Origin of the sequence: Glaciecola siphonariae, assembly GCF_042652645.1 — a bacterium.
Taxonomy (GTDB): Bacteria; Pseudomonadota; Gammaproteobacteria; order Enterobacterales; family Alteromonadaceae; genus Glaciecola; species Glaciecola siphonariae.
In genome coordinates this window covers 494,236-520,298 of the sequence record NZ_JBHSGU010000002.1, presented here as the reverse complement: position 1 = coordinate 520,298, position 26,063 = coordinate 494,236, and the positions used below count along the sequence as shown (strand labels likewise).

21 protein-coding genes are annotated in these 26,063 nt (G+C 45.7%); 7 read left to right on the top strand and 14 right to left on the bottom strand.

Annotated elements, in window-relative coordinates:
* Nucleotides 1-156: 156 nt before the first annotated feature.
* Nucleotides 157-4,446, top strand: a complete 4,290-nt coding sequence (locus ACFO4O_RS03690; RefSeq protein ID WP_382406012.1) for a S8 family serine peptidase — start codon at nt 157-159, stop codon at nt 4,444-4,446.
* Here ACFO4O_RS03690 and ACFO4O_RS03685 read toward each other — a convergent pair.
* From ACFO4O_RS03685 to ACFO4O_RS03665, 5 genes are all read right to left on the bottom strand, one after another.
* Nucleotides 4,373-5,728: an MATE family efflux transporter gene (locus ACFO4O_RS03685; RefSeq protein ID WP_382406011.1), complete on the bottom strand. Its 1,356-nt coding sequence runs from the start codon at nt 5,726-5,728 to the stop codon at nt 4,373-4,375. The two genes, ACFO4O_RS03690 and ACFO4O_RS03685, sit on opposite strands and share 74 nt — an antisense overlap.
* Nucleotides 5,725-6,450 carry a pseudouridine synthase gene (locus ACFO4O_RS03680; protein WP_382406010.1) on the bottom strand — a complete coding sequence of 242 codons (726 nt, stop codon included), beginning with the start codon at nt 6,448-6,450 and terminating at the stop codon, nt 5,725-5,727. The genes ACFO4O_RS03685 and ACFO4O_RS03680 overlap by 4 nt, the downstream gene beginning before the upstream one ends.
* A 152-nt stretch (nt 6,451-6,602) precedes the next feature.
* Nucleotides 6,603-7,586 carry an alpha/beta hydrolase gene (locus ACFO4O_RS03675; RefSeq protein WP_382406009.1) on the bottom strand — a complete coding sequence of 328 codons (984 nt, stop codon included), beginning with the start codon at nt 7,584-7,586 and terminating at the stop codon, nt 6,603-6,605.
* A 92-nt stretch (nt 7,587-7,678) separates the two neighbouring features.
* Nucleotides 7,679-8,857, bottom strand: coding sequence for a vWA domain-containing protein (locus ACFO4O_RS03670; RefSeq protein WP_382406008.1), 1,179 nt, complete (start codon nt 8,855-8,857; stop codon nt 7,679-7,681).
* The gene (locus ACFO4O_RS03665) at nt 8,847-9,692 is read right to left on the bottom strand and encodes an AAA family ATPase (RefSeq protein ID WP_382406007.1); all 846 of its coding nucleotides are present in this window, start codon (nt 9,690-9,692) and stop codon (nt 8,847-8,849) included. The genes ACFO4O_RS03670 and ACFO4O_RS03665 overlap by 11 nt, the downstream gene beginning before the upstream one ends.
* A gap of 350 nt (nt 9,693-10,042) precedes the next feature.
* On the opposite strand from ACFO4O_RS03665, the gene cysK reads away from it, so the two are divergent.
* Together cysK and ACFO4O_RS03655 are read left to right on the top strand one after the other, a co-directional pair.
* Nucleotides 10,043-11,008, top strand: coding sequence for a cysteine synthase A (cysK, locus tag ACFO4O_RS03660; protein WP_382406006.1), 966 nt, complete (start codon nt 10,043-10,045; stop codon nt 11,006-11,008).
* A gap of 249 nt (nt 11,009-11,257) precedes the next feature.
* Nucleotides 11,258-11,710 (top strand): hypothetical protein, encoded by a 453-nt coding sequence (locus tag ACFO4O_RS03655; RefSeq protein WP_382406005.1) that lies wholly within the window; start codon nt 11,258-11,260, stop codon nt 11,708-11,710.
* 12 nt (nt 11,711-11,722) lie between these two features.
* Here the strand turns inward: ACFO4O_RS03655 and ggt are convergent, their stop codons facing one another.
* Together ggt and ACFO4O_RS03645 are read right to left on the bottom strand one after the other, a co-directional pair.
* Nucleotides 11,723-13,576, bottom strand: coding sequence for a gamma-glutamyltransferase (ggt, locus tag ACFO4O_RS03650; protein WP_382406004.1), 1,854 nt, complete (start codon nt 13,574-13,576; stop codon nt 11,723-11,725).
* 16 nt (nt 13,577-13,592) lie between these two features.
* Nucleotides 13,593-14,360: an enoyl-CoA hydratase-related protein gene (locus ACFO4O_RS03645; RefSeq protein ID WP_382406003.1), complete on the bottom strand. Its 768-nt coding sequence runs from the start codon at nt 14,358-14,360 to the stop codon at nt 13,593-13,595.
* A 112-nt stretch (nt 14,361-14,472) separates the two neighbouring features.
* On the opposite strand from ACFO4O_RS03645, the gene rrtA reads away from it, so the two are divergent.
* Entirely contained in the window at nt 14,473-15,114 is a 642-nt protein-coding gene (rrtA, locus tag ACFO4O_RS03640) for a rhombosortase (protein ID WP_382406002.1), read from the top strand.
* Between the two features lie 45 nt (nt 15,115-15,159).
* On the opposite strand, the gene ACFO4O_RS03635 is transcribed toward rrtA, so the two are convergent.
* Nucleotides 15,160-17,688 carry a S9 family peptidase gene (locus tag ACFO4O_RS03635; RefSeq protein WP_382406001.1) on the bottom strand — a complete coding sequence of 843 codons (2,529 nt, stop codon included), beginning with the start codon at nt 17,686-17,688 and terminating at the stop codon, nt 15,160-15,162.
* A 270-nt stretch (nt 17,689-17,958) separates the two neighbouring features.
* Here ACFO4O_RS03635 and ACFO4O_RS03630 point away from each other — a divergent pair, with 270 nt between their 5' ends.
* Nucleotides 17,959-18,510, top strand: a complete 552-nt coding sequence (locus ACFO4O_RS03630) for a glutathione peroxidase (protein WP_382406000.1) — start codon at nt 17,959-17,961, stop codon at nt 18,508-18,510.
* Nucleotides 18,511-18,650: 140 nt separating this feature from the next.
* Here the strand turns inward: ACFO4O_RS03630 and ACFO4O_RS03625 are convergent, their stop codons facing one another.
* Together ACFO4O_RS03625 and ACFO4O_RS03620 are read right to left on the bottom strand one after the other, a co-directional pair.
* On the bottom strand, nt 18,651-19,262 hold the full coding sequence (locus ACFO4O_RS03625; RefSeq protein WP_382405999.1) for an FMN-dependent NADH-azoreductase: 612 nt from the start codon (nt 19,260-19,262) through the stop codon (nt 18,651-18,653).
* Nucleotides 19,263-19,486: 224 nt separating this feature from the next.
* Nucleotides 19,487-20,743, bottom strand: coding sequence for a cystathionine gamma-synthase family protein (locus ACFO4O_RS03620; protein WP_382405998.1), 1,257 nt, complete (start codon nt 20,741-20,743; stop codon nt 19,487-19,489).
* A 140-nt stretch (nt 20,744-20,883) separates the two neighbouring features.
* Here ACFO4O_RS03620 and ACFO4O_RS03615 point away from each other — a divergent pair, with 140 nt between their 5' ends.
* Together ACFO4O_RS03615 and ACFO4O_RS03610 are read left to right on the top strand one after the other, a co-directional pair.
* The gene (locus ACFO4O_RS03615; RefSeq protein WP_382408218.1) at nt 20,884-21,666 is read left to right on the top strand and encodes an NRDE family protein; all 783 of its coding nucleotides are present in this window, start codon (nt 20,884-20,886) and stop codon (nt 21,664-21,666) included.
* 135 nt (nt 21,667-21,801) lie between these two features.
* Nucleotides 21,802-22,998: an amino acid aminotransferase gene (locus ACFO4O_RS03610; RefSeq protein WP_382405997.1), complete on the top strand. Its 1,197-nt coding sequence runs from the start codon at nt 21,802-21,804 to the stop codon at nt 22,996-22,998.
* Nucleotides 22,999-23,137: 139 nt separating this feature from the next.
* Here ACFO4O_RS03610 and ACFO4O_RS03605 read toward each other — a convergent pair whose 3' ends face one another.
* The 4 genes from ACFO4O_RS03605 to ACFO4O_RS03590 form a co-directional block, all read right to left on the bottom strand.
* The gene (locus ACFO4O_RS03605; RefSeq protein WP_382405996.1) at nt 23,138-23,296 is read right to left on the bottom strand and encodes a YqaE/Pmp3 family membrane protein; all 159 of its coding nucleotides are present in this window, start codon (nt 23,294-23,296) and stop codon (nt 23,138-23,140) included.
* Between the two features lie 178 nt (nt 23,297-23,474).
* Nucleotides 23,475-24,236: an SDR family oxidoreductase gene (locus tag ACFO4O_RS03600; protein ID WP_382405995.1), complete on the bottom strand. Its 762-nt coding sequence runs from the start codon at nt 24,234-24,236 to the stop codon at nt 23,475-23,477.
* Nucleotides 24,237-24,274: 38 nt separating this feature from the next.
* Nucleotides 24,275-25,042, bottom strand: coding sequence for an SDR family NAD(P)-dependent oxidoreductase (locus ACFO4O_RS03595; protein ID WP_382405994.1), 768 nt, complete (start codon nt 25,040-25,042; stop codon nt 24,275-24,277).
* Complete coding sequence (locus tag ACFO4O_RS03590) at nt 25,039-26,061, bottom strand: NADP-dependent oxidoreductase (RefSeq protein ID WP_382405993.1); 1,023 nt, start codon at nt 26,059-26,061, stop codon at nt 25,039-25,041. Before ACFO4O_RS03590 ends, ACFO4O_RS03595 begins: the two co-directional genes overlap by 4 nt.
* Nucleotides 26,062-26,063 lie beyond the last annotated feature (2 nt).

Genomic DNA, 26,063 nt, shown 5'->3' with positions numbered 1-26,063 from the left:
TAACGAATTTGTATCTTTTAACGTACATTTTATTAAAGAAAAGCGTATTAGCTTTTTTTTGTGGTCTTACTCTTGTATTACACTGTTTAGCAATTCCTAGAGTTAAGATGTGCGCATCTAGACTTGTATGTAGGGTAACAATATTTGGAGATGTATATGAATAAAATGGCCCTAGCCATTTCACTTGCACTTTGCGTCGGCATTAGCTCTGCCCATGAGTCTACCCATGAGGATGCAGGTCGAAAAGAGACACCAGGCATTACTAGCGCATCGGATGCCATCTCACCTCAATTTTCTCCATCACTGCAGCAGGCGCAAACGAGCAGTGCAGCAGTAGTACAACAAACGATAAACGAAGAAAAAAACCAGCAGCGAACGCGCTCGCAGTTTGTATACGAGCCTAATCTTGCACCCGGTCTGTACACCTATATCGTTGAGCTGCATGCACCGTCGGTAGTTGATAAACCAGAGCTGAAGTCAGCCTTAAATCAGTACGCCGGGAGGCGGCTTAATATAAGCACCGAGCGCTCGCAAAAAGACTTAAAAGAACATTTATCCTATTTAAAGCGATATCAGCAGGAATTTATTGCAAACGCATCATCTATGATTGATGCACAAAGCGCTCAGCCAATAATGCAGTATCAGTTTGCGCTTAACGGTATGGCGCTTCGACTCAGCCAAGACCAAGCCGCTCGCCTTGCCGATGCTAAGCAGGTTAAAAAAATATCTCGCGAAACCATTTATACAACGACGACTGATCAAGGACCAACGCTTATTGGCGCGCCGCGTTTATGGCAAGGCGAAATTGGCAATCTGTCGCAAACCCAAGGTGAGGGAATGGTCATTGGTATTATTGATTCAGGCGTCAATACCGACCACCCTTCCTTTGCTGAAATTAGCGGTGATGGGTATGTGCATACTAATCCACTTGGTGATGGCGTGTATTTGGGCGACTGCGCCCGCGGGTTTCCTCAGCTTTGTAACAATAAATTGATTGGCGTTTACAGCTACTCAACCATCACTAGCAACTATTCAGACACAGAGGTGTTTCCACCTAATCTCGCGCGAAATGGCGAAGACTATGGTGGTCACGGTTCTCATGTTGCGGCAATCGCAGCGGGCAATGTATTAAATAACGTGCCAGAAACGTTGCCAACGCCAGGGCAAATAGAGTCTGATGGCACCCCTACTGGGTTTACCTTTGAGCAAATATCTGGGGTTGCTCCTCGCGCTAATATTATTTCTTACCAAGCGTGTTTCGGCGGACGCTCAGACCAAGACGATACCTACGCTGACTGTCCCGGCTCGGCCATTATCGCCAGCATTGAAGATGCGATTCAAGACGGCGTAGATGTGATTAACTTTTCAATAAGCGGCGGTGGTGACCCTTGGCGCGACAGCACCGAACGCGCATTTCTCTCTGCACGCGGTGCGGGAATATTTGTAGCAACATCTGCCGGCAATAGCGGACCGCGCGCATCGTCATCTGAAAAACACTCCCCGTGGTACACCACCGTCGCGTACAGCGAACACGGCCGGCAAAACGCCTTCGTAAAACAGCTGACTAACTTTTCTGGTGGAAACAATCCTCCAAGCGCAATAACCGGCCAAAGCAACACCGGAGCAATTACCGCGCCGATTGTTTATGCGGGAGACTTTACTAACCCTAATGACCCGAGCGGTGATTCAGCGCAATGCTTACAGCCGTTTCCAGCAAATACTTTTAGCGGTCAAATTGTAGTTTGCGACAGAGGTGAAATTGCTCGCGTAGAAAAAGCTGCTAACGTCGCATCTGGCGGCGCAGGTGGTTATGTGCTCGCAAATGTGCAGGGCGGCGAGACCTTTTTGGCAAACGATGTGTACGCCGTACCGGGCATTCATATTAATGCCGATAGCGGGGACCGCCTAAAAACATGGCTAGCCTCTGGCGCGAATCATCGTGCGAGCATAACGGCTGGCGTTGCCGCACAAAACATTGATGAGGCAAGAGTCGATGTGCTGGCGAGTTCTTCTTCAAGGGGACCGAACACCACTATCAGCACCCTAGCCCCTACGCTTACCGCACCGGGCGTAGATATTTATTCGGCATATGCCGATCAGCGTTTTGGACACGATGGCCACGTAGCGTCGGCTGGCGACTTCAATTACTTGTCGGGCTCCTCGATGTCTAGCCCTCACGTTGCTGGCGCGGCAGCCTTACTTAAAGCGCTTAATCCCACTTGGACACCAGACAATATTCGCAGTGCTTTAGCTATGACGGCTGTTACCAGTGTGCTGCGTCAAGATGCAAGCACCTCTGCCAATTACTTTGATATGGGTTCTGGCCGTATCCAAGTTGACAGAGCTGCACAAACAGGACTATTACTCAATGAAACGCCGAGCAATTACATTAGCGCTGAGCCCGCCAGAGGGGGCGACCCTAGGCAGCTTAACTTACCGAGCATCACAGATAATCAATGCGTTGCTATATGCACATGGACGCGCACGTTCACAGCCACAAAAGATGGCGTTTGGGATGTAAGCGCTCAGTCATTTGACGACGGCTTGAGCATAAGTGTTCAGCCTCAACAATTTTCAATTCTCGCGGGGCAAAGCCAAACAATCGAGGTGAGCATCAACGGAATTGAGGCGGATAAAAATAGATATGTATTCGGCCGTGTAGATTTAAGTGCAGCAAACTCGCCCGATTTGCATTTACCGGTGAGTATCGTCTCGTCCATTGGCGATATTCCAACACAAGTTAACACACAAGCCACGCGAGATAACGATAGCGTATTGATTGAAGACATTGATGCGATCACCTTAGATAGCTTTGTGCTAAGTCCGTACGCACTGGTAAAAGCGAATAAAGTTTCAGGGACCATTCAGGAAGACTCAGACACATCAGACTATTTAGACGACCGTAATGATGGCGTGCTGATTACTGAAATCACCGCAGCGCCAGGTGCTAAAAGATTGGTGGTAGAAATCCTCTCATCCACTGCGCCTGATTTAGATTTATTTCTCGCATATGATCGCAATAATGACGGGATTTTGTCTGGCTTTGAGGAAATTGCACAGAGTACATCTAGCAATTCGGTTGAAGAGATAGCGCTAAATTATCCCGACGCTGGGCGCTACTTTATTATTTTACAAAGTTTTAGAGGCAGCAGCGCACCATCGGATGAGTTTGATTTACGCTACGCAGTAGTGGGTGCAGAGCAAGACGATTCATTGAGTGTTGACGCACCAAGCTCAACATCAAGTGAACAACCCTTTAATATGCGCGTGTTTTATGAACTCGGCGATGCAGAAATCGGCAGTCTCTTTTACGGGGCAATCGAAATGGGCACCAGTGAACAACGACGCGACAATCTTGGTTTAATTGACGTAGAGATTGAGCGCGTGGCCAACGACGTAGCAATAAACGCAGCGTCCTCAAGGGTAGATGTGGGTGACACGGTTGACATTTCGGTAGTAGTTGCTGCAAATACTACAAATGAACGACGCCGCTACGAGATTAACATTCAAGCCCCTCAGGGCACTGAATTTGTCAACATTAATCGCACCATAAACGGTAGCGTTAACAACGGTATATTACAGTATGAAGTGGTCAAAGAGGCAGGTGATGCTCGAGCCTCAGCCATCGCTTTTGGTTTAAGGATAAACGACAGCAGCACGCCCGGCCCGCTCCCTATAGTATTGACAAGTGAGGTAATTAACAAACCGGGCAACACCGTGCAGCGCAGTCCTGTATTTGAGCAAATACAAATAGAAGGCGCGCCTTCAATTAGCTTCAACGGGGAAACGACAATTACGCTAAATGTGTTTGGCGGCCAGACCTTAACTATCCCCTTGCAGCTTAACGACCCGAATAATGATGATGTGACTTTGACCTTCACCCAAACTGCAGGGCCTGACACAATTATCAACCAAAGCACAGATTCAATAAATCTCACTGCACCGCGCGTCGACGAGGACGTGCAGCTCATTTATACCGTAACCGCAGATGATGGGAACGGTAATCTTGTTAGTGCTGACTTTAGTGTAAACGTTATTGTCAATCAGCCGCCAAGCATCGATGAAATCAGTGCGCCAGCGAGCGCTAGCGGCGGTCAACGGATAACCATCAGCGTGAGCGCGAGCGACCCTGAAAGTGATGCTTTGGAAATTACGATAAACGGCGTTCAGGGAGCAAATTTCAGTACCAACACGCCGAGAAGTGGAAATAGCGTTACTTACAACATCTCGGTAAGTGATGGTATCAATACTGTTACCGATCAGGTTACGGTGAGTTTGACTCAAGCACCCATAAACAGCGGTTCAGATGGCGGCGGTTCGTTGCCTGTTTGGTGGTTGCTTGCCATTTCGCTGATTGCCGGACTTCGCTGTCTTACGGGGCGAGTCGGGCTAGCCGCGCCTGCACCACGCGGACTCGCAAAGTCATTAAAATCGCCGCGCTACTGAGACCAACGATGAAGCCAATCCAGAATCCCTTGGCTGCCATTGCGGGGACAATTAGGTCACTCAAGCCAAGTAAAATGCCGGTTGGAAAGCCAATAACCCAATAGCAGAACACGCTAATAATAAGCATGGCTTGGGTATCTTTATATCCTCTTAGGGCATTGGCTGAAACGACCTGAATTGCGTCTGAAAATTGAAAAACGGCCGCAAACAGGAGTAAGGCACTTGCGTACTCAATGACGGCGGTTTCGTTTGAGTAGAGACTAGCGATGGCGTGACTACCGAATATGGTGCCCGTGGCAGTAACGGTAACAGAGCTAATCGCTAGCACAAGGGCCGCATGATATGCCGTTTTTGCCATTGGGGTGCGCTGCTCACCAATAACATGTCCAATACGAATAGCTACCGCTAACCCTATACTCAATGGGATCATAAAAATTAAGGATGAAAAGTTTAAGGCCACCTGATGCGAGGCAACGGTTAAGTACCCCAAGGGAGCCAGTAATATCGCTACAACGGCAAACAAACTCACCTCAGCTAAAAACGTAAGCGCGATGGGTACACCCTGCTTCGCAACCGCCCCCATAAACTTAATATCGGGCCATGAAATATGGGTATATAGGGCATAACTCGATAAAGATTTCGCAATGAGCGTATAAACCCACGTAGCAAAGGCCATCACGTAAAACACCAGCATAGTGGCTAAACCGCAACCTGCCCCGCCCATTTCCGGCATGCCGTACAGGCCGTTAATAAAGATGTAGTTTGCGGGAATGTTTACCATCAAGCCGGCAAACATAATGACCATGGTGGGACGTGTTTTAGACAGTCCCTCGCAGTAGTTTCTCAAGGTTTGATAAATCGCAAAGGCAGGCGCACTCATTAGCACAAAGCTGACATATTCGAGAGTTTCTGAGCGCATTTGCGCATCCATCTCTAGCAAATGCAGCAAGTTAGGCATTACAAAAATACTCAGCATAACCAGTGCAGCAATTGATAGAGATAAATAAAGCGTTTGCCAGACCGGATAGGCAACCTGATGGGGCTCCTTCGCGCCATGGAAACGTGCCACAATAGGAGATAGCGCCAAGCATACGCCTTGCATGAAAATCAGAATCGGCATAACTACGCTGTGGCCTATTGCAACAGAGGCCATGTCGAGTGAATCATAGCGCCCAGCCATGATGGTATCCGACACCCCCATCATGGTTTGCATTAGCTGCGCGAGCAATAAAGGCCACGCTATTTTACTGAGCTGAGAAAACTCGCGCCGAAAATCATTCATGAGTGCGTACTGCTAGAGTCTTGGACTTGCTTGTTTAAGATGTTTAGTTCATCGTCACTGAGCGTGCGATATTGCCCGGCTTTTAGGCCGCCTAATCGAATGTGCATGATGCGATTTCTGACTAAACGCGTCACCGAATAGCCAAGATATTCACACATCCGACGTATTTGCCTATTGAGCCCTTGCGTAAGCACAATATCAAAGCTCATTTTACCAATCTGCTTAACCTCACACGGCAATGTTTGTGTGTTTAAAATAGGCACGCCACTGCTCATTTTGTGCAAAAACTGGGGCGTGATGGGCTTATCTACATTCACTCGATATTGTTTTTCATGGGCGTTTTCAGCACGCAAAATTTTATTCACGATGTCGCCATCATTCGTCAATAAAATAAGACCTTCTGAGGGTTTATCGAGCCGGCCGATTGGAAATATTCTCTGCTTATACTTAATCGCATCTATAATGTTTCCAGCAACCTTGCGCTCTGTCGTACACGTTATGCCCACTGGCTTATGATATGCCAGATACACCCTGTCGCTCTTATTGTCTGGCACTGCACTAATCAATTTACCGTCAACGCTAACCACGTCGCTATCTGAAATCTTTGTGCCCAATTCAGGCGCTCTACCATTTACGCTTACGCGCTTTTGCTCAATGAGTTTGTCGGCTTCTCGGCGAGAGCAAAAACCGGTATCACTAATGTATTTATTGAGTCTTTTCAAGGTGTGTCACTATTAGTTGATGTTGTATACGCTATATGAGCTTGCTGCATTGCTCAACAATGATATTTGCCGAGATTCTACACATTTACAGATATGTTTTATACGCGATTGCGCAATTGCCAGTAATTATTGCCAGTAAGTAGTGCCAGCACTTATTGCAACTCAAGCTCTTTAAAGGGCTCGATAGATCCAAGCCAAGAAACAATCGCATCATGCTCAGACTGGCCGATTAAAGACATATAAGCATGCTCTACGCCGTCGACCTCAATCACCTTGATGTTGTTGGCCCGTATGTCTGCAAACACACTGTAGGGTGAACCGCTGTCAATATTAGATGCAAAAATAAGAAACGGCGAATGGCTTTGCTTTAACAAGGCCACCGTGTCGGTTTGCTGAGGGCGCAAATTACGCTCAGCAAGCGCTTTAGTGGCCCCATTATTTAATGTTTCATCCGACAGCAAAAAACCAAACCAAGGTTTTGTATCCCTTACATAGCCTTGAAGTGATGAACCAAGTTGCGTCATCGGGGCCTGTAAAATCGCAGCATCAACCGTGTCTCGGTTGGCCAAGTACGTCGCAACTAAGCCGCCAATAGAATTGCCAAGCGCAATGATCGGCTTATCTTTTGGCACCTGCGCCTCAATAAAACGCTGAATATAATCGGCGTCTTTTACACCAAAGCCTATCGGTGCGTCGAGTTCGCCATGCCCCAGCAAATCGAGCACATATACATCAAAGCCTAAAAACTGAAAATAAGCGGCGCTGAGCAGGCTCCAGTCTTTGCTTGCTCTAAACCCATGAACAATGACAACACTGCCGTGAAAGTCAGGTAGGTCTTTGCGCTCTAACGCCAGTTCACTCGCGTATTCGCCCTCATGGAACTGTACGCGGGTATTGAGCTCAAGCTTCGACATATCTGACTTATTAGCCGCAAAATAATAGCGATAGCATCCAAGCTCGGTGTCGCAAAACTCGCGTGTCTGTATATCAAATTCAGACTTGAGCTTCGCAGTCACGCTGGCAACTGCAGAATAGCTAGATGAGCTAAGAAGTTGATGCATTACCAAACTCTCACAGCCTGTAAGACACAACACAAAAAAGGCTGCAAGCAGCGGCTTATTTACACGTGAGCGCATAGGGTATTTCCTGTTTTGATGCGTGGGCGTATGTTTGCCTTAGCTACCTGTAAAAACAACGGTATGGTAGCAAAGCTACTTATTGATTCCTTCTATTTTTTCAAAAGCGCCTTTATCGCGTCGCTTATGCCCTCTAAGCTAAGTGGATACATCTTATCATTCATTATTTCTTTCATAATTTGCAAAGACGCATGGTAATTCCAATATTCTTTTGGCTGAGGATTTAACCATACACAATATTCAAAATGATTGAGTAAACGCTGCATCCATACGCTACCGGGTTCCTCGTTCCAATGCTCCACACTGCCGCCCGGATAGGTAATTTCATAGGGTCCCATCGTGGCATCTCCTACAAAAATCACTTTATAGTCACTGCCGTATTTGTGCATGATCTGATAAGTGTCAATGTCGCCGTACCCACGGCGCTGGTTATCTTGCCACACCCCTTCATATATGCAGTTATGGAAGTAAAAAAGCTCAATATGCTTAAATTCGGTATGCGCCGCAGAGAAAAGCTCTTCACACAGCTTAATATGCGCGTCCATCGAGCCACCAATATCAAAAAACAATAATAGCTTTATCGCATTACGCCGTTCAGGTGCCATTTTAATGTCGAGGTAACCCGCATTTCTCGCGGTAGAGGCAATCGTGTCAGGCACATCCAAGGTTTCGCTTGCACCGGTGCGAGCAAAACGCCGCAGGCGTCTTAGTGCTACTTTTATGTTGCGGGTGCCAAGCTCCACATCCGAAGATAAATTCTTATATTCCCGTTTGTCCCACACTTTCACGGCAGAAAAATTACGGTTGTTGTCTTGCCCTATGCGCACGCCCTCAGGATTGTATCCATATGCGCCAAATGGTGACGTACCACCCGTGCCAATCCACTTATTACCGCCTTGATGGCGTTTTTCTTGCTCCTTTAATCGCTCTTGAAGCGTTTCCATGAGTTTATCAAGACCGCCCATTGCTTCGATTTGTTTTTTCTCATCGTCGCTAAGCACTTTTTCAAACTGCTTTCTAAGCCATTCATCGGGAATGCTCTGGTCAAACAAATCTATCTGGGCAACGCCCTTGAAATACTCTGCAAAAGCTCTATCAAACTTATCATATTGGCTTTCATCTTTAATTAAGATGGAACGCGCCAAATAATAAAAACCGTCCATGTCGGCATATACCACCTGCCCTTTTAGCGCCCGCATTAAGTCTAGGTATTCGGTGATACTGGTCTTTACTTTATGCTTTCTGAGCGTGAAAAAAAACTTAGTTAGCATTGCGCCGCGCCATGAACATCAGTTTTTCAAAGAGATGAATATCTTGCTCATTCTTAAGCAGCGCACCATACAGAGGCGGTAGCGCATTTTTTGCATCTTTATCTGCAATTGCCTCGGGTGGAATATCATCTGCAACCAAAAGTTTTAACCAATCAATCAGCTCAGACGTTGACGGCTTTTTCTTTAAGCCGTTTATCTCGCGCAGTTGAAAAAAGCTGCTGAGCGCAGTGTCGAGCAAGTTCTTTTTGAGGCTAGGAAAATGCACATCAACAATTTTGCGCATATCGTCTTCATTCGGAAACTGGATATAATGGAAAAAGCAGCGACGTAAGAAGGCATCAGGCAGTTCTTTTTCATTATTTGAGGTAATAATGACAATCGGACGCTGTTTAGCCACCACGCGCTCTTGGGTTTCGTAGACAAAAAACTCCATTTTGTCGAGTTCTAAGAGCAAGTCGTTTGGAAATTCGATGTCCGCTTTGTCAATTTCATCTATTAACAGCACCGGGCGTTTTTGCGCTGTAAAGGCCTGCCATAATTTCCCTTTTACAATATAGTTGCTTATGTCTTTAACGCGTTCATCACCGAGTTGTGAGTCGCGTAGGCGAGATACCGCATCGTATTCATACAGGCCTTGCTGAGCCTTGGTAGTCGATTTTATATGCCATTGCAAAAGATCAGTGCCCAATGCATCGGCTAACTCTTCTGCCAACATCGTTTTACCTGTGCCGGGCTCACCTTTTATTAACAGGGGTTTTTCAAGGGTGATTGCGGCGTTAACTGCAAGCTGCAGCTCCTTGCTGGCGATATAGTTTTCAGTACCTGTAAATCCCATGTTCTCTCTCTTTATTAAGGTATTAATTTAAGGTGTTACTTTTCGGTATTAGCTTTGAGGTATTAGCGCGTCTAGTAATAGCAAGCCTCATGCATGCGCGGCCCAGAATGTTCCAGTAGCAAGTTTCACAAGCATCCGCAAAATCATACAACAAAGATCAACAGACTCTAATAAGATATAGCAAAAAAACACTTTGAATTTTTTTATTAAAGCATAAGCTTGTACTATGCTAAACAGCCGCGTCTAAACAAACACCAAGTGTCGGTAATGTAAACGTTTTACGCATTACACAATACTTAAGTTTATTGATACGCCCTAATAAACAAATAAGATAACAAGGACCTCGCAGCATGAATGTATTTGACGACAGTTCACTTGCCATTGGTAATACTCCACTGGTAAAACTAAACCGCATCGTTTCTGGCAACGTTTACGCTAAAATCGAAAGTCGAAACCCCAGCTTCAGCGTAAAGTGCCGCATTGGTGCCAATATGATCTGGGATGCTGAAAAAAAGGGCATTCTTACCCCTGATAAAGAAATCATTGAAGCGACCAGCGGAAATACCGGTATTGCCCTTGCGTTTGTGGCCGCATCGAGAGGTTATAAAATAACGCTTACTATGCCAAGCAGCATGTCTCTTGAGCGCAGAAAGTTACTTAAAGCGCTCGGCGCAAATTTAGTACTCACTGAGCCGCCCAAAGGCATGAAAGGCGCAGTTGCAAAAGTACAAGAACTAATGGATGCAAACCCGGGTAAGTATGTGCCCATGCATCAGTTTGAAAACCCCGCCAACCCTGAAATCCACGAGCAAACTACGGGTCCTGAAATTTGGAAAGCAACCGACGGAAAAATTGATGCGTTTATCGTTGGCGTAGGAACAGGCGGTACGCTTACCGGCACGTCTCGCTATCTTAAGAAAACGCAAGGCAAAGCCATTACTACGGTAGCCGTTGAGCCTGCAGATTCACCGGTTATTACCCAAGCGCTCGCTGGTGAAGACCTCACCCCTGCTCCTCACAAAATTCAGGGCATAGGTGCTGGTTTTATTCCTGGCAACCTCGACTTAAGCTTAATTGATGAAGTTGAACGTGTTAGCAACGAAGAATGCTTTGAAATGTGCCGACGCTTGATGAAAGAAGAAGGCATTTTGGCCGGTATTTCGTCGGGTGCCGCCGCTGTTGCAGCAAAACGCTATGCAGAGCGCCCTGAAAATAAAGATAAAACAATTGTGGTGTTGCTAGCGAGCGGCACAGAACGTTACCTAAGCAGCCCACTGTTTGCGGGTGAATTCTCGGATTTAGAAGAGGTTCAGTAGACTCGCGCCGCTAAACAAGCCGCCAAACAAACTGCTAATACGCTTCTTAACAGTTAGCAAACATGAAAGAGAGCTTCGGCTCTCTTTTTTATGCGCTTAACAGCTTAAATAAGCTTAGTTGTAGATAAGGAACATCGCCAGCAGTGCTAAAAACGCATGTCACTGAGTAATTTATTGGTCACAGTCACTTATGAAAATGGCTGGCACGTCGATACCTTATAAATAGGTGAGATAGAAGTGATAAAATCGATGAGATACGTATTAGTAAGTTTGTTGTCAGCGTTATTCTTAACGGCCTGCTCAGGTGATAATAAAGAAGAAATTTCGGCCGGTCGCTACGGCATGATGAGCACCGACACGCCGCAGTACACTGCCATAGTGTTTATGCGCGCTATATACAACGAACCCACCCTCGATAAAGCGCTTACCATGTCAACTGAGCGCTTTGCCCGTATCATGCAAAATCATCACACTAATAAAAATGTGCAACGTCATTTACTCAATTTACGACTCGATACAATGCAGGTAGACCCGGTATCGGGTGGCACGCTCATACTATCGGATAAACAAAAAGAAGCGGATATAGAGGTCAAAATTGTAGGTCAATACGACGGCGACCAAATCGTTGATTTGAAAACAATTTCGATGGTAAGAAAAGGCGGGAAATGGCTGATAGAAGATATTACTAACACCATTCCCTAACAATATTGCCGTCTAACGCCCAGTGACTAAACCCTCGCGTCGTGGGTCAGCACCTCCAATCAGTTTCTTATCCTTTATTTGAATACCATGTATGCCGCTGTTTAAATCGATGATTCGAACGTCGTGCCCTAGCGCTTTAAGTTGAGGTGCTAAGGACTCAATTGATGTGCCTTTTTCAAGCGCGGTATAGTCATTGCGATTAGTGAATCTTGGCGCACTAATGGCTTCCTGCATATCCATATCAAAATCAATGACGTTAATTAAGGCCTGTGCTACGTAGTTGATTATGCGACTGCCGCCGGGAGACCCCACCACCATTGATAGCTCACCTTGTTCATCAAACACCATGGTCGGTGACATGCTGCTACGAGGACGTTTAAAGGCTTCAACGCGGTTTAAAACAGGCAGCCCATCTCGTTCAGGAGACAGCGCGAAGTCTGTTAATTGATTATTTAATAAAAATCCACCTACCATCACGCCTGAGCCAAACATAAACTCTATGCTGCTGGTCATAGAAACGGCGTTGCCATGTTTGTCAACAATCGCTATATGACTCGTACTATTTAGCTCATATGCGTCGTCTTGAGCAAATGCATATTCTGCGTAAGGCTTGCCTTCAGTGGCCTTCTCAAAAGGTTTATAAAGGGAAATTAGCGCCCGACGAGAGGCTAGGTAATCGGGCGCAACAAGTGGTTTCGCAGATAAGCCCATAAAGTCTAAATCGGCTAAATAAACGGCACGATCTGCAAAGGCTAATGCGCTGGCCTGACTAAACGCGTGCACCAGTTCGGTACTCTGCGCAGTCCAATTTGAAAGTTCAAACTGCTCTAAGCCATTAAGTATTTGATAAACGCTCACGCCACCGGAACTTGGCGGGGCCATACCGCACACCTTATATGAGCGATAATCGCCGCACATAGGTAAACGTTCAATCGCTTGGTAGTTTCTTAAATCTCGCGTACTCATTCTTGAAGGATTAATCGGCGCTAATCGCACTGCCTCAGCAATTTGTTCAGCCAGTGCACCGCTGTAAAAGTACTCAACGCCCTGTTTAGCTATCTTTTCGAGATTATTAGCAAGCGCCTCGTTTGTTCTTATTTGGCCTGCCTTTAGCCATTCGCCGCCCGGTTTGAAGTATGCATTAGCCGCCTCAAAATGATTAAGCGCAGGATGCAAGTCACGGGCTAACAAACCCGCTAAACGAGGAGATACCTCAAAGCCCTTTTTAGCCAAATAAATGGTATCGTTGAATAACTGCTCCCAAGGTAACTTCCCGTGTTTTTTATGCGCCATATCAAGGGCTTTAAGCACGCCAGGAACGCCCACGGACTTTCCGCCCACCACTGAGTCACGCCACGACATTTGCTCACCGTTTTTGAAAAACACGTCCTCAGGGGTGTTTGCAGGCGCAACTTCACGGCCGTCAAAGGTATACAATTGTTTTGCAGTGTTGTCCCAATATAAAATAAACGCACCACCGCCAATACCAGAAGACTGCGGCTCGACTAAGGTCAGCATAGCTTGAACAGCAATGGCCGCATCAATCGCTGAACCGCCCTGCTCCAGTATTCGCTTGCCCGCTTGCGATGCATGGGGGTTTGCCGCTGCAACCATGTAGTGTTCACCTACCACGGCCTGCTTTTTATTGCGTCCGGTAGCGGCCTCAGGCTCCCTGTCTTCCCACTGAACCGGCGATGTTGACTGGCCCGTATCGTTTAGTTGGGGTGCGGGGACCTGTGCGCTCGCTGCGCTGGTGATAATAAAAAAGGCGGCAGACAATAAAGTGGATGCCACCTTGATTTTAATCGCATTAGGTTTGGCCAGCTCTTTGGGAAGCTCTGTGGCTTGGGGATTCATTACGGGCATTATCTATTTCAACATCCTATTTATATACATCACGATTTACAGCGCGTTTTTCCATAAAGGCTGAAAATGCCTCTTTTGCAACATCGCTGTTCATTGCCTCAACAAACCATTTTAATTCTTCATCGATATGCGTTTTTACCTCAGCGTGATTATGCTTTAGCAAAGCCTTGGTTTGCTGCAGGGCTTGTTTAGGTTTAAGGCTAAGGTTTTTCAATAAATGCTGCGTTGCCTTATCAAGGTCGTCACCGTGAATGCTGCTAACAATACCGGCCTTTTCTGCCTTTGCTGCACTAAACACATCACCAAGCATCAACAATTCGGCGGCCAAAAGATGACCACCTGCTCTTGGAATGATATAGCTTGACGCATATTCTGGTACAAGCCCTAAATTGATAAACGGCATCGCAAACTTGGTGTTCTCATGGGCCAACACAAAGTCGCAGTGCAGCAACAAGGTAGTGCCTATGCCAATAGCTAGTCCCTCTACCTTTGCAACCACCGGAAGTGGACAATTAAGCAGCGCTAACATAAACCGATAGGTTTCGTTAATTTCACCTACCTTGCTTGATGAGGCAACAAATTCGCTCACATCGTTTCCCGATGTAAAACAACCTTCGCTGCCCTCAATTAAAATCGCTTTAATATCATCTTCTGAGGCCTTGTCACTAGCCCCTTCAATCGCGATAGCCATTTGTTCATACATGCTCGGACTAAGCGCATTTTTCTTATCAGGGCGGTGTATCTGAATGGTAAGAATGTGATCAACTGCTTGAGAATTTATCATACTTAACTTATAACAAAACAATACATAAGCTTAGTCTACAATTAAGCTCAAGATTTATAAACCACAGGGCATATTTAATCAGGTGATAGTTTGCGCACAAAGGAAATGATACATGAATAAGAACGCGCCACCTGAGCTTGCTGGTGCGCCGCGTAAAATGCTTGTACCTTCATCTGTCCTTGCTATATGTATTGGTTTATTGTGCATCGCGGTAGCATTGCTGCCTGCGCATATTCAAGCTTACTTTGTACTATCTGACGCCGGTATATCTAAGTGGCAGTTATGGCGACTGATTACGGCTCACTTTACTCACACCAACCTATGGCACCTAGGACTTAATCTTGTTGGGCTTGCCCTAATATGGCTATTGTTCATTGAGCAGTTAAGCTGGCGCTACACGCTCTTTACCGTCGCGATATGCACGGCAGGTTTGTCTGTTCTACTAATCATTACCAATGGTCTTAGCGACATCCTATGGTATGCCGGGCTCTCTGGCACTTTGCACGGTCTGTTTGCTTTTGCCGTCGCGCTCGAATTAAAGCATAAACGCTTATCAACCTTTGTGCTTATTGGCCTAGGCTGCTTCAAACTAAGCTATGAGCAGTTAGGTGGCTCGACGCAGGACACCGCTGACCTCATTGGCGCGAACGTGGCCATCGACGCGCACTTATGGGGAGCAGTTCTGGGCGTTTTTTGCGCAGTGATAGTATTAACCATCAACTTGGTGAAACACAAGACACAAAAAAGGCGCTAGCTTATTGTGCATAGCGCCTGTAGTAGCAACTTATTTTATGAAGGGCTACAGGTGTGTTTCAAACAGCTTATGAATGCGGCGGTATTCGTCTAACCATGAACTCGGCTGAACAAAACCGTGGGGTTCTACCGGATAAATTGCCGTTTCAAAATCTTCTTTTTCTAGCTCAATTAAACGCTGTACTAAACGCACCACATCAACAAAAAACACGTTATCGTCAACCATCGGCGCATTCATCAACAAGGGTTTGTTAAGCCCTTCTGCAAAATAAATGGGCGAGCTTCGCTCATACGCAAGCGGGTCAACGTCGGGCGTGTTGAGAATGTTTGATGTGTAAGGCAAATTGTAATGGGCCCAGTCTGATACCGGACGCAGAGCAGCGCCTGCTTGAAACAAATCTGGCTCGTTAAACAAGGCCATAAAGGTTAAAAAGCCTCCGTAAGACCCACCGTAGGTGCCAATACGGTTTCTGTCGACATTCGCATTGTCTACCAGCCAATTTACGCCATCTTTGAGGTCTTGCACTTCTGGTGTCCCCATTTGACGGTAAATGGCAGTGCGCCAATCTCGCCCATAACCAGCAGACGCACGAAAGTCCATATCTAGAACAACATAGCCCTGTGAAATAAGCAGGTTATGAAACATGAACTCTCTAAAATAAGCAGACCAGCCTAAATGTGCGTTTTGTAGATATCCCGCGCCATGATTAAACACAACTGCGCGGCGCTTTTGCGCATTTAGATTTTCAGGTAAATAAACCCTTGAGTAAATGGGTTGCTCTGTATGGCTTGAGGGCACCGCAACAATAGAGGGTGCCTTCCAGTCTATGGATAAAAACGCATCGCTAATCGTATTAGTTAATCGCGCCGCCTCAGTATCAGAATCAACGGACTTAACATACAACTCAGGCGGCATGGTAAGTTTGCTGTGCGTGAGCACCAATAGTGACTCGTCAGGACTTAATACAAAATCGGTCATGCCATTTAAGTCAGTCAGAGCCTGCGTATCGCCCGTTGCAAGTTCAGTTTGGTATACTTCAAATATTCCGGGGTGTTTTTTATTGGCTTTGTAGTAGGCGTGCGTTCCATCTTTCGACACTTTTACTGTATCCACAACATAATTACCTGAGGTAATTTGCTTCAACTTGCCATCGATTGGCTTAACGTAAAGATGAGAATAACCTGATTCTTCCGACAGCAAGTACAGCGCCTTACTATCTTCAATCCAACCAAATTGATTAAAGCGATAGTTTACCCATGCGTCGTCATGCATCCGGTGTTGCGTCTCAAATGATGTATCGTTTGCAGCATCTAGCGTAACAATCCACCTGTCTTTGTTGTCCCACGCTTCAAGCATCAAAGCCGCTACCTGTCCGTCTTCATGCCATGCAATGGGTGCTTCGGTGGCGTAACCGCCAAACAACAAACCTATGTCGCGTGGCAAACGGTTTGCGACATATTTCTCTCCTCTTGCCTCGGCATTTTCTCGCTTTTCAGCCTCCAGCACGTCTTCGTTGTAGCCCGGCAAATTCACATAGCTAATTTTACGTTGCGTATTGGCCTCAATATCGAGCAAATAAATATCGTGACTGATAGGTTTCGCGTCGGCTACTCGCTGGCGCACCGGCTTGGCAACAATACGCCCGCTCTCTTCAATGTAGTCTGGCATAATATCGCTGTCGTCACGGGTAGCCCTATTTTCTCGGGTCACTACGATAGCGTACTTTCCATTCGGCGATAAACTTGCCGTGACGTTGGTGTGTTCTTTGTCGAAGTAAAACTGCGCAGACATTACAGCATCATTTTCACGCTTAATTGCGTGAGCCAATGCCTCCCTATCTTGTCGGTTTTTGCGATCTACATTGACATATTCAATGAGTTTTAGTTGCTCTTGAGCCAAATAGTCAGCAGCCGGTTTAACGGCTTGAGGCGCTTCGCTAAAATCCCATTCCATGATCTGCTGGTAGTTGTCACCATTGGCGCTAATGCTGTAAAAACTGTTGCCGACTTGAAACGACACACCATCATTTTTGTAGTACGACAGGTTTCTAGCTTGTGCGCTATCTCGGGTAAGTTGGATGGAGTTTTGCTGCCCGCGTTTTTTCGCAAAAACATCGCCCTCGTAAATCCATGCTACAAAATCGTAATCAATATCATCAATGTATTGTGAATAGGTCATTTCATGCAATTGGCTTAAAGGCACTTTTGTTCCATTGCCTTCACCACTAGCAGCATCTGCTTGCGTTACAAAAACATCTCGCAAAATCGAGCCTTCTTGTTTTTGTCGGTAAACGATGGCGTTCGAACCGGGCGCAAAGGCAACCCGCTCAGGCTGGCGCCCTAACCAGTCTGGGTCAGCCATTATTTGTTCCAGCGTAAGGCTTGCCTGCTCGCCACTATTTGCACTCGTAACTAGCGCTACGTTTTTCTCTTGAGTAACAGTGGCAGTCGGGAAATTACTGGATGTGCTTGCTGTATTGCGCGGCGCAGCGCTATCTGAGTTAGATTGTGTTGCGGTGCATCCGCTTGCCAGTGCTATTGCGAGCACTATGGCGCTTAGTTTTGTCGTTTTCATAAGCCTTTCATCTTGTTATTGTAAGTGTCGATTTCTGGGACATACTAGCATCTATATTCTTCACTTGGTTTAATCACTTTAAAAGCCAACTAAGAAGAAGATAAATGATTTAGTCTTTGGCACCTGCTAGTTTACACGCTTGTGATCTAAATAAAATCACTGGCATTATTAATAGACGCCTGATAGACAACTAGATACGACGCAAATGTGCATATGGTCTGCATCTTTTGCGCCTTAATTATTACTCTTTGAGAGTAAGGATAAATAAAAATGAAAAAATTAATTAGCGGTGCTGCATTGTTAATAGCGGCGATGAGTGCTTCAGCCAACGATTGCCCAGACGTGCTTAAACACATGAAGCGCAAACTTAACTCACAAGAAGTGGTAAATTTATGCGAGGCCTACAGCGGCAAAGCAGTGTTGTTTGTTAACACCGCGAGTAAATGCGGTTTTACTCCGCAGTTTGAGGGCCTAGAAGCACTATATACCAACTACAAAGACGACGGCTTTGTGGTACTTGGCTTTCCATCTAATGATTTTGCTCAAGAATATGCAGATGAAAGCAAGACCGCTGAGGTATGTGAGCTGACCTATGGTGTTAATTTCCCTATGTTTGAGCCAATTTCTGTGAGAGGCGATAACGCCGATCCGCTTTACGCTAAACTTGCAGAAGAGACAGGTAAATCACCAAAGTGGAATTTTAATAAATACTTGATGGATAAAAACGGCAAAGTTGTTGCGCACTATGGGTCGCGCACCAAGCCTGATGACGAAGACTTTATCAAAGACTTAACAAGTGCACTAAATGCCAGCGGCGAATAATTACTTATTCATGTGAAGGCATTGGTGTGAAGGTAGCAATGTAAAGGTAAAAAAAAGCCCTGCGATTGCAGGGCTCTTAACACACTCAACTAGGAACACACTATCAATCGGTAAAGACTCACCAATCAGTAGTTATATTATTAGTCTTTTGACGATGCTTTTGGTTCACTTATTTCCTCAGAAAATTTATCCCATGCTGAGGTGGCAGACTCCTCTCCCATCGCAAGCCCTTCAATGTAAAAGAAATTTACTTCTTTCATGCCTAAAAACGCCAAAAAGTTTTTTACATATTCAGTTTGCGTATCCATGGGTGTGCCTTGATATTTTCCACCACGAGCCGCAAGCACGGTGACTTGTTTACCCGTAATTAGACCCTCTGGTCCATTTTCAGTATATGAAAAGGTAATACCCGCTCTTGCTATGCGGTCGAAAAACGCCTTGAGCGTTGAAGGGATACCAAAATTGTACATCGGAATTGCAAACACGATGTGGTCTGCGCGCTGAATTTGTTCAATAAAGCTCTCGGTGAACGACGCTAACTGCTTTTGCTCATCAGTACGTGATTCAACCGGAGTTGACCACGCCTGCATCTCTGACGCAGTCAAATGAGGCAAATTAATCTCATTTAAGTCTATTTCGCTAAGCTCAATCGATTGCTGGGCCTGTAGTGAAGCAACATAAAGCTCTGCTGCCTTTGCGCTATTGCCTTGTTTACCTTGAAGAGAACTGTTAATTACTAATACATGTGTCATTGTTTATCTATCCTTTTTTAAGCATGGATACAGCATATACAACAATATTATTGATAAATAGCGAATTAATTGGCCTAATTCATTCTAAAAATTAGAAAGATTTTATCCTGATGTTAAAGCAGTGGCCTGTGTGCCGAACACAGGGTATTAATATGACGAGCACGAATTAGGTATATTTATACAACACAGACTTTTCACCGGCTTGGGTGCTTGTTTTTTTTAGACTATGGGCGTACTGCATCAAGAGCCTGAGTGATGTCGTCAATAAGGTCCTTAGTTTCTTCAATCCCTATACTTAATCGAATTAAACCATCGGCGATACCCATAGCGCTTCTCTGCTGCGCGCCATTTTCATGAAAAATGGTGGTCGCGACAGGTAAAGCTAGAGTGCGTGTATCGCCAAGATGCGTGGCACAAATTACGAGGTTTAAGGCATTTAAGAAGTGGCGCACATCAATATGTTCGGCAAGTTCAATACTTAGGATCCCGCCAAAACGACGATTAAATAAATGAGAAGCGCGCTCATGCTGTGGGTGGGCTTGTAGGCCGGGGTAAAACACTTTGGTAATGGCATCGTGCTTCTCAAAAAATTCAGCTAGGCACAGCGCGTTTTCACAGGTTTTTTGCATGCGCATGTTCAAGGTTTCTAGCCCCACCGCAACCTGATGAGCAGCACTTGGCGCGAGCGTTGCCCCCATATCACGCAAACCACGTTTGCGAATTTGAGTAAGTCCCCATTGCTGAGGGTCCGCCACCTTATAAGTATCTGATATATTCTCAAAAGACTGCCAATCAAAATTACCTAAATCAACTACAACACCGCCCAGCACGTTGCCATGTCCACCAATGTATTTTGTTAATGAGGTCAACACTAAGGATGCACCAATAGCTTTTGCATCGAGCATCGGTGCGGGGGTCATTGTATTATCAATGGCAAACACAATGTTTTGCTCCCTACAGAGCGCACTTATGCCATCAAGATCGCTTATTTGAGTACCAGGATTGGCAATAGATTCGCAAAACACCATTTTGGTATTGGCTTTACATGCACCGGCTACTTTGTCTACATCGGTCACGTCTATGTAGCTTACCTCAATTGCGAAATTTGCCAGTGTTTTGAAAAAACTCAGGGTATTGCCAAACAAATACTGGCTCACAATAATATGGTCTCCCGCTTTTAGTAACGAAAACAAGCTACTGCTGATAGCGGCCATACCGGTGGCAAACACAACTGCGCCTACTCCACCCTCTATATGATTGAGCATGTTTTGCAATGCCACCGCCGAACCAGATGAACTTCTAGAATAAACATGCCCTGCCTGCTTGCCTTGAAAAACCGCCTCAAGGTCGGCCACGTCCTCAAACTCAAATAGCACCGAATTATTAGTAGGTTCGTGCACAGCACCATTTTGTGGTCGGTTAATTAAGCGGTCAGCATGCACTAGCTGGGTGTTGTTTGAACGGTCGGAGGGTTTATTCACGGTATTAGGCACTTATACTGGTTTTGGTGTTAAACGATTGGGCTGAATAAGGAAAATTCATAATTTGTTTGATGTTAGCGAAACTACTCTCTATTGTATATAGAAAGCCTTATCTATCGCTAATCGCCGTATTCTTATTCATGTGTATTTTATTTATCGCTGTTCAGCAGCACCCAAACTTTCCGCTAATTGTTGCGGCTAATCGTGACGAGTTTCATGCACGAAACACTCTGCCATCTCAATTTTGGCCAGAACATTCTCATGTGCTTGCTGGTAAAGACATGCAGGCGGGTGGCAGCTGGATGGGCGTGTCTAAACACGGTAGATTAGCAGCCCTGACCAACATAAGAGCGCCGGGTAAAGAACGCAGCGATGCCGTAAGTCGCGGTGAATTAGTCATGGATTTTTTAACCCAAGACTTTACTGGCGACGCTTATCTTCATCGTTTGTCGAAAACTGCCCAGCAGTACAACGGATATAATTTACTGTTTGGGTCGCTGGACAACTTACAGGTTTACAATAACTTTGAAGATTCGGTATATAGTTTGAGCAAAGGCGTGTACGGTCTGTCTAATGCTAACTTGAACTCTCCATGGCCCAAGCTTGATTTGGGACGCAGTGAGTTAGCAAAATACTGTCAGCAACCAGGTGAACTTAACATAGAACATTTATTTGATTTGTTGGGCAATAGCACCAAGGCTGATGACGAGGTTCTTCCGCAAACCGGCGTGCCGATTGAATGGGAGCGCAAACTGTCTTCAATATTCATTGAATCACCCGATTACGGCACGCGCTCCAGCACAGTGTTATTGCTCGATAGCTATAAACAAGTATTTTGGCAGGAGCGCAGTTTTAACCCTCGCGCCGAACTCATCGACCAGCAAACTTATTTGTTTAAGTTACAAGACATGAGTGAAAAATAAGTGCGTTGTGAATTGATAAAATATCACTAAACAATCGCTCGAAATCTGAGTAAATTCAGGCATAATGTGGCCTTCTAGCTGTAAGCAATGGCAGCTTTCTTATCAACTTGCAAAACCATATGAGGAAACCCGCTCGTGTTCGAAACCTTACCTGCACTCTCTCCCGATCCCATTCTAGGACTTTCAGCAGCATTTAAATTGGATAACAATCCTAAAAAAATCGACTTAGGTGTAGGCGTTTATAAAGATGAACATGGCAACACACCCATTTTAAAGGCGGTAAGCCAAGCTCAAGCGGTATTGCAAGAGCGTGAAAGCTCCAAGGTATACATTACGCCTCAAGGGCATCAAGGCTATATAGACGGCATGTTAAACCTGCTACTAGGTGAAGGCAGCTCGGTTCTCAAAGATAAGCGCGTGGCTGCAGTACAGGCGCCTGGTGGTTGTGGTGCTTTGCGCATCCTTGCTGAGTTATTAGTGCGCGTAAATAAAGACACCGTTGTGTGGGTAAGCGACCCCACGTGGGCCAACCACATGCCACTTTTAGGCGATGCAGGCTTAACACTCAAAACATATCCGTATTTTGACAAAGATAGCGCCTCTATCAAGTTTGATGAAATGATGGATTGCCTAAAGGGCGTTAAAAAAGGTGACGTGGTATTGCTCCATGGATGCTGTCATAACCCTACTGGCGCAGACTTAACTAACGAACAATGGGATGCCTTAGCCGCTCTTGCTGTTAAAAATGGCTTTTTACCCTTTGTTGATGTTGCCTATCAAGGTTTTGGTGACGGTCTTGAAGAAGACGCATACGGTTTGCGCCTGCTTGCCGAAAGCGTAGATGAGCTCGTTGTGGCTGCCTCGTGCAGCAAAAACTTTGGACTTTATCGAGAGCGGGTTGGCTTAGCGGCAATTCTTACAAAAGATGAAAAGACCGCGAGTATTGCGCAATCGCAAATCCAATCAGTAGCGCGCGGTATTTATTCTATGCCCCCCTCTTATGGTGGCGCATTAGTTGACATCATTTTGGCAGACGAAGCACTTCGAAATGTTTGGCAAACCGAAGTAGCAGAAATGCGCGACCGCATGATAACGCTGCGCAAGCTGCTGGTAGACAATTTGGTGAATCAGGGCGTAGATAAAGACTTTAGCTTTGTAAACCAACAAAAAGGCATGTTCTCATTTTTGTGTATCGCCCCAGAGCAGGTTCAGCATTTACGACAAGAGCACAGCGTTTATTTTGTGGATTCTAGCCGCGTAAATATCGCGGGCATTAGTTTAGCTAACGTTGAGGTGCTGGCCAAAGCCATCGCTGACACCTTAAAAGCATAAACATCAAATAAGCCATAGCTACACCAGGCGCTTCATGTTGTTGAATGATAAAAGCATAATTCAGCAATCTAAAGCGCCTGATATTTTGTTCTGTAACGTCCTGTTCTATGACATCCTGTTCTATACTAAACCTATTTCGTTATCGGGTAACAACGTATAAAGAATGTATGATGCCAGGCACGTAAAAGAACAAACACAAAATGATGTTAATGATGAGATGTTTACCTGCGCCGGCCTTCAAAAACACAGCGATTGGGGGCAATAGAATTGCTAGTATGATGAGCAGTAATTTATTCATGGTTAAACTCTTATAATTATTAAAGTGAATGGTTAAACAAGCCCAAGCCCTTGAGCCTTTACTAACGATACACTACCCTCACACCAAATTCCTTATTTAAAATTTTTGGTACATTTTTGCGGTGCCTACCGATGAGTATCGTCATCGTGGTGAATACCACGATGACGACTCTTAGCACTTAAGCCAGCATGCCGCCGTCTACGATGACGCATGCGCCGGTTGTGTAACTAGAGGCCTCAGATACTAGGTATAACACGGTGCCGGCCATTTCATCGGGGTCAGCGACACGTCCAAGCGGAATGACTTTAAGCGCTGTTTTTAAGATGCTGTCATTCGTTGTTAGTGCAGAGGCAAACTTGGTGTCGGTTAAGCCCGGTAGTAAGGCGTTCACCCTAATGTTGTGCTTACCACACTCTTTGGCGAAAGCCTTGGTCATACTAATAACTGCGGCTTTTGTAATACTGTAGATGCCTTGCATGTCACCTGGGGTTACACCATTTACCGACGCTGTATTTAAAATCACGCCACTGCCCTGCTCTCGCATCATTTTGCCTGCTTCAATAGACATGAAGAAGTAACCTCTTACGTTTACGTCAACGGTTTTACTGTAAGCAGCTAAATCGGTGTCGAGAATGTGGCCAAAATAAGGATTGGCGGCAGCGTTGTTTACCAAGATATCTATCTTGCCAAATTCACTCTTAACATGCTCAAACAAGGCTGTGATCTGCGACATTTCGCCCACATGGCAAGCAAAAGCAGAAGCCTTCCCGCCGTTGTCTCGAATACTTTTAGCCACTTTTTCGCAAGCCTCAATTTTGCGACTAGAAACTAATACGTGAGCGCCTCTTGATGCCAATAAGCGAGCAATAGACTCACCAATGCCGCGACTCGCTCCCGTCACAACCGCAATTTTACCGCTTAAATCAAACAAATCTTTCATCTATATTTCTCCGCTTTCATATTCACCCATTTGCCACATTAAGCCAACATGCCGCCGTCAATGGTAAATGCATGACCATTCATAAAAGTACTTTCGTTACTGCATAGCCAGGCGACTGCGCCAGAGACTTCTTCTACCTTGCCTAGTCGACGCAGTGGGCTGGCTTTTATGATTGCTTGCTGGCCACGCTCATCCAGCGTAGCCAAGGTGTTTTGGACCATCGGCGTATCGATAAAGCTAGGGCAAACGGCGTTGAAGCGAATATTGGCTTTTGCGTACTCCAATGCCGCAGATTTGGTTAAACCCATTACGCCATGCTTTGCTGCGCTGTAAGCAGAAATCATAGGCGATGAACGCAAACCGGCGACAGATGCAACGTTTATCACGTGCCCCCCTTTGCCGACCATACAAGGGATGGCCGCTCGCATGCAGTGCCATACACCTTTCAAATTAACAGCAATATTGCGGTCGAAATCGTCATCGCTGACTTCGTGCAAAGGAGCAGGCTTATGGTCAATACCGGCATTGTTAATCACCACATCTAAAGACCCTAGCGTTTTCATTGCAAAAGCAAACAATGCTTTTACCGAATCACCATCGGCTACATCCACCTTATGAAAGCTAATGTTGTAACCTTGCTCCTTTGCTTTTTGTGCTATCTCATTACCTGCCTGCTCGGCCAAATCAGCAATCACAACATTTGCCCCGCGCTGCGCTAACAGTTCTGCACTAGAAGCGCCAATGCCAGAGGCACCGCCGGTAATTAATATATTTTTACCGCTTACATCTGCCGCTGGGTAGCTCATTGTTGTTCCCCCACTTTCAGAATAAGCTTGCCAAAATTCTCGCCTTTAAACAGCATCATCAGCGTGTCTGGGAAGGTCTCAATACCCTCTACAATATGCTCTTTAACCTTTAATTGGCCTGACTGAATCCACCCACCAATCTCCTTCATGGCAATGGGATATTCTTTTACGTTGTCAAATACCACAATACCCTCCATACGTGCCCTATTAACCAATAGTGATAAATAGTTCGATGGGCCTTTTACCGGCGTAGTATTGTTGTATTGACTAATGGCACCGCAAATCACAATCCGCGCTTTGAAATTAATTTGTGTTAGCACGTCGTCGAGTATCTGCCCGCCTACATTGTCAAAAAACACGTCAACGCCTTTTGGACACGCCTCTTTGAGTGCTTTTTTAACGTTCTCATTTTTATAATCAATGGCGGCATCAAAGCCAAGCTCATCTATTAGAAACTTGCACTTATCTTCACCACCGGCAATACCAACGACTCTGCACCCTTTAATTTTGGCAATTTGTCCAACCAAGCCACCCACAGCTCCCGCAGCTCCCGATACCACAACGGTTTCACCGCTTTTTGGCTCGCCAGACTTAAGCAGACCAAAGTAACCTGTCATGCCAGGCATACCCAATACACCGAGGTAGGTCGACAGTGGTGCTAGGGCTGGGTCAACCTTATGAAGGCCCTTGCCGTCGCTCACTGCATATTGCTGCACGCCTGCATAACCCACTACAAAGTCACCTTCAGAAAATCCATCGTGTTTGCTTTCAATGACCTGACCAACGGTGCCGGCTCGCATTACATCGCCTATTTGCACGGGCTCAATATACGATTTTGCGTCATTTAACCAGCCGCGCATCGCGGGGTCTAAAGATACGTACAATACTTTTACTAACAATTCACCGTCACCGATGCTCGGCACTTCTGCTTCGTTATAATCCCAATTTTCTAGGGTGGGCTCACCTACTGGACGCGCTTTTAGTTTCCACTGTTTGTTTAGGTTTGTGTGGGTAGTCAAAA

Coding starts and splice junctions, on each gene's coding strand:
- ACFO4O_RS03665 (WP_382406007.1), bottom strand. CDS start 9,692: ATGGGATTTACAGGTACTGAAAACTATATCGCCAGCAAGGAGCTGCAG.
- ACFO4O_RS03655 (WP_382406005.1), top strand. CDS start 11,258: ATGAGATACGTATTAGTAAGTTTGTTGTCAGCGTTATTCTTAACGGCC.
- ACFO4O_RS03635 (WP_382406001.1), bottom strand. CDS start 17,688: ATGAAAACGACAAAACTAAGCGCCATAGTGCTCGCAATAGCACTGGCA.
- rrtA (WP_382406002.1), top strand. CDS start 14,473: ATGAATAAGAACGCGCCACCTGAGCTTGCTGGTGCGCCGCGTAAAATG.
- ACFO4O_RS03625 (WP_382405999.1), bottom strand. CDS start 19,262: ATGACACATGTATTAGTAATTAACAGTTCTCTTCAAGGTAAACAAGGC.
- ACFO4O_RS03595 (WP_382405994.1), bottom strand. CDS start 25,042: ATGAGCTACCCAGCGGCAGATGTAAGCGGTAAAAATATATTAATTACC.
- ACFO4O_RS03675 (WP_382406009.1), bottom strand. CDS start 7,586: ATGCGCTCACGTGTAAATAAGCCGCTGCTTGCAGCCTTTTTTGTGTTG.
- ACFO4O_RS03690 (WP_382406012.1), top strand. CDS start 157: ATGAATAAAATGGCCCTAGCCATTTCACTTGCACTTTGCGTCGGCATT.
- ACFO4O_RS03685 (WP_382406011.1), bottom strand. CDS start 5,728: ATGAATGATTTTCGGCGCGAGTTTTCTCAGCTCAGTAAAATAGCGTGG.
- cysK (WP_382406006.1), top strand. CDS start 10,043: ATGAATGTATTTGACGACAGTTCACTTGCCATTGGTAATACTCCACTG.
- ACFO4O_RS03630 (WP_382406000.1), top strand. CDS start 17,959: ATGAAAAAATTAATTAGCGGTGCTGCATTGTTAATAGCGGCGATGAGT.
- ACFO4O_RS03670 (WP_382406008.1), bottom strand. CDS start 8,857: ATGCTAACTAAGTTTTTTTTCACGCTCAGAAAGCATAAAGTAAAGACC.
- ggt (WP_382406004.1), bottom strand. CDS start 13,576: ATGCCCGTAATGAATCCCCAAGCCACAGAGCTTCCCAAAGAGCTGGCC.
- ACFO4O_RS03605 (WP_382405996.1), bottom strand. CDS start 23,296: ATGAATAAATTACTGCTCATCATACTAGCAATTCTATTGCCCCCAATC.
- ACFO4O_RS03600 (WP_382405995.1), bottom strand. CDS start 24,236: ATGAAAGATTTGTTTGATTTAAGCGGTAAAATTGCGGTTGTGACGGGA.
- ACFO4O_RS03615 (WP_382408218.1), top strand. CDS start 20,884: ATGTGTATTTTATTTATCGCTGTTCAGCAGCACCCAAACTTTCCGCTA.
- ACFO4O_RS03645 (WP_382406003.1), bottom strand. CDS start 14,360: ATGATAAATTCTCAAGCAGTTGATCACATTCTTACCATTCAGATACAC.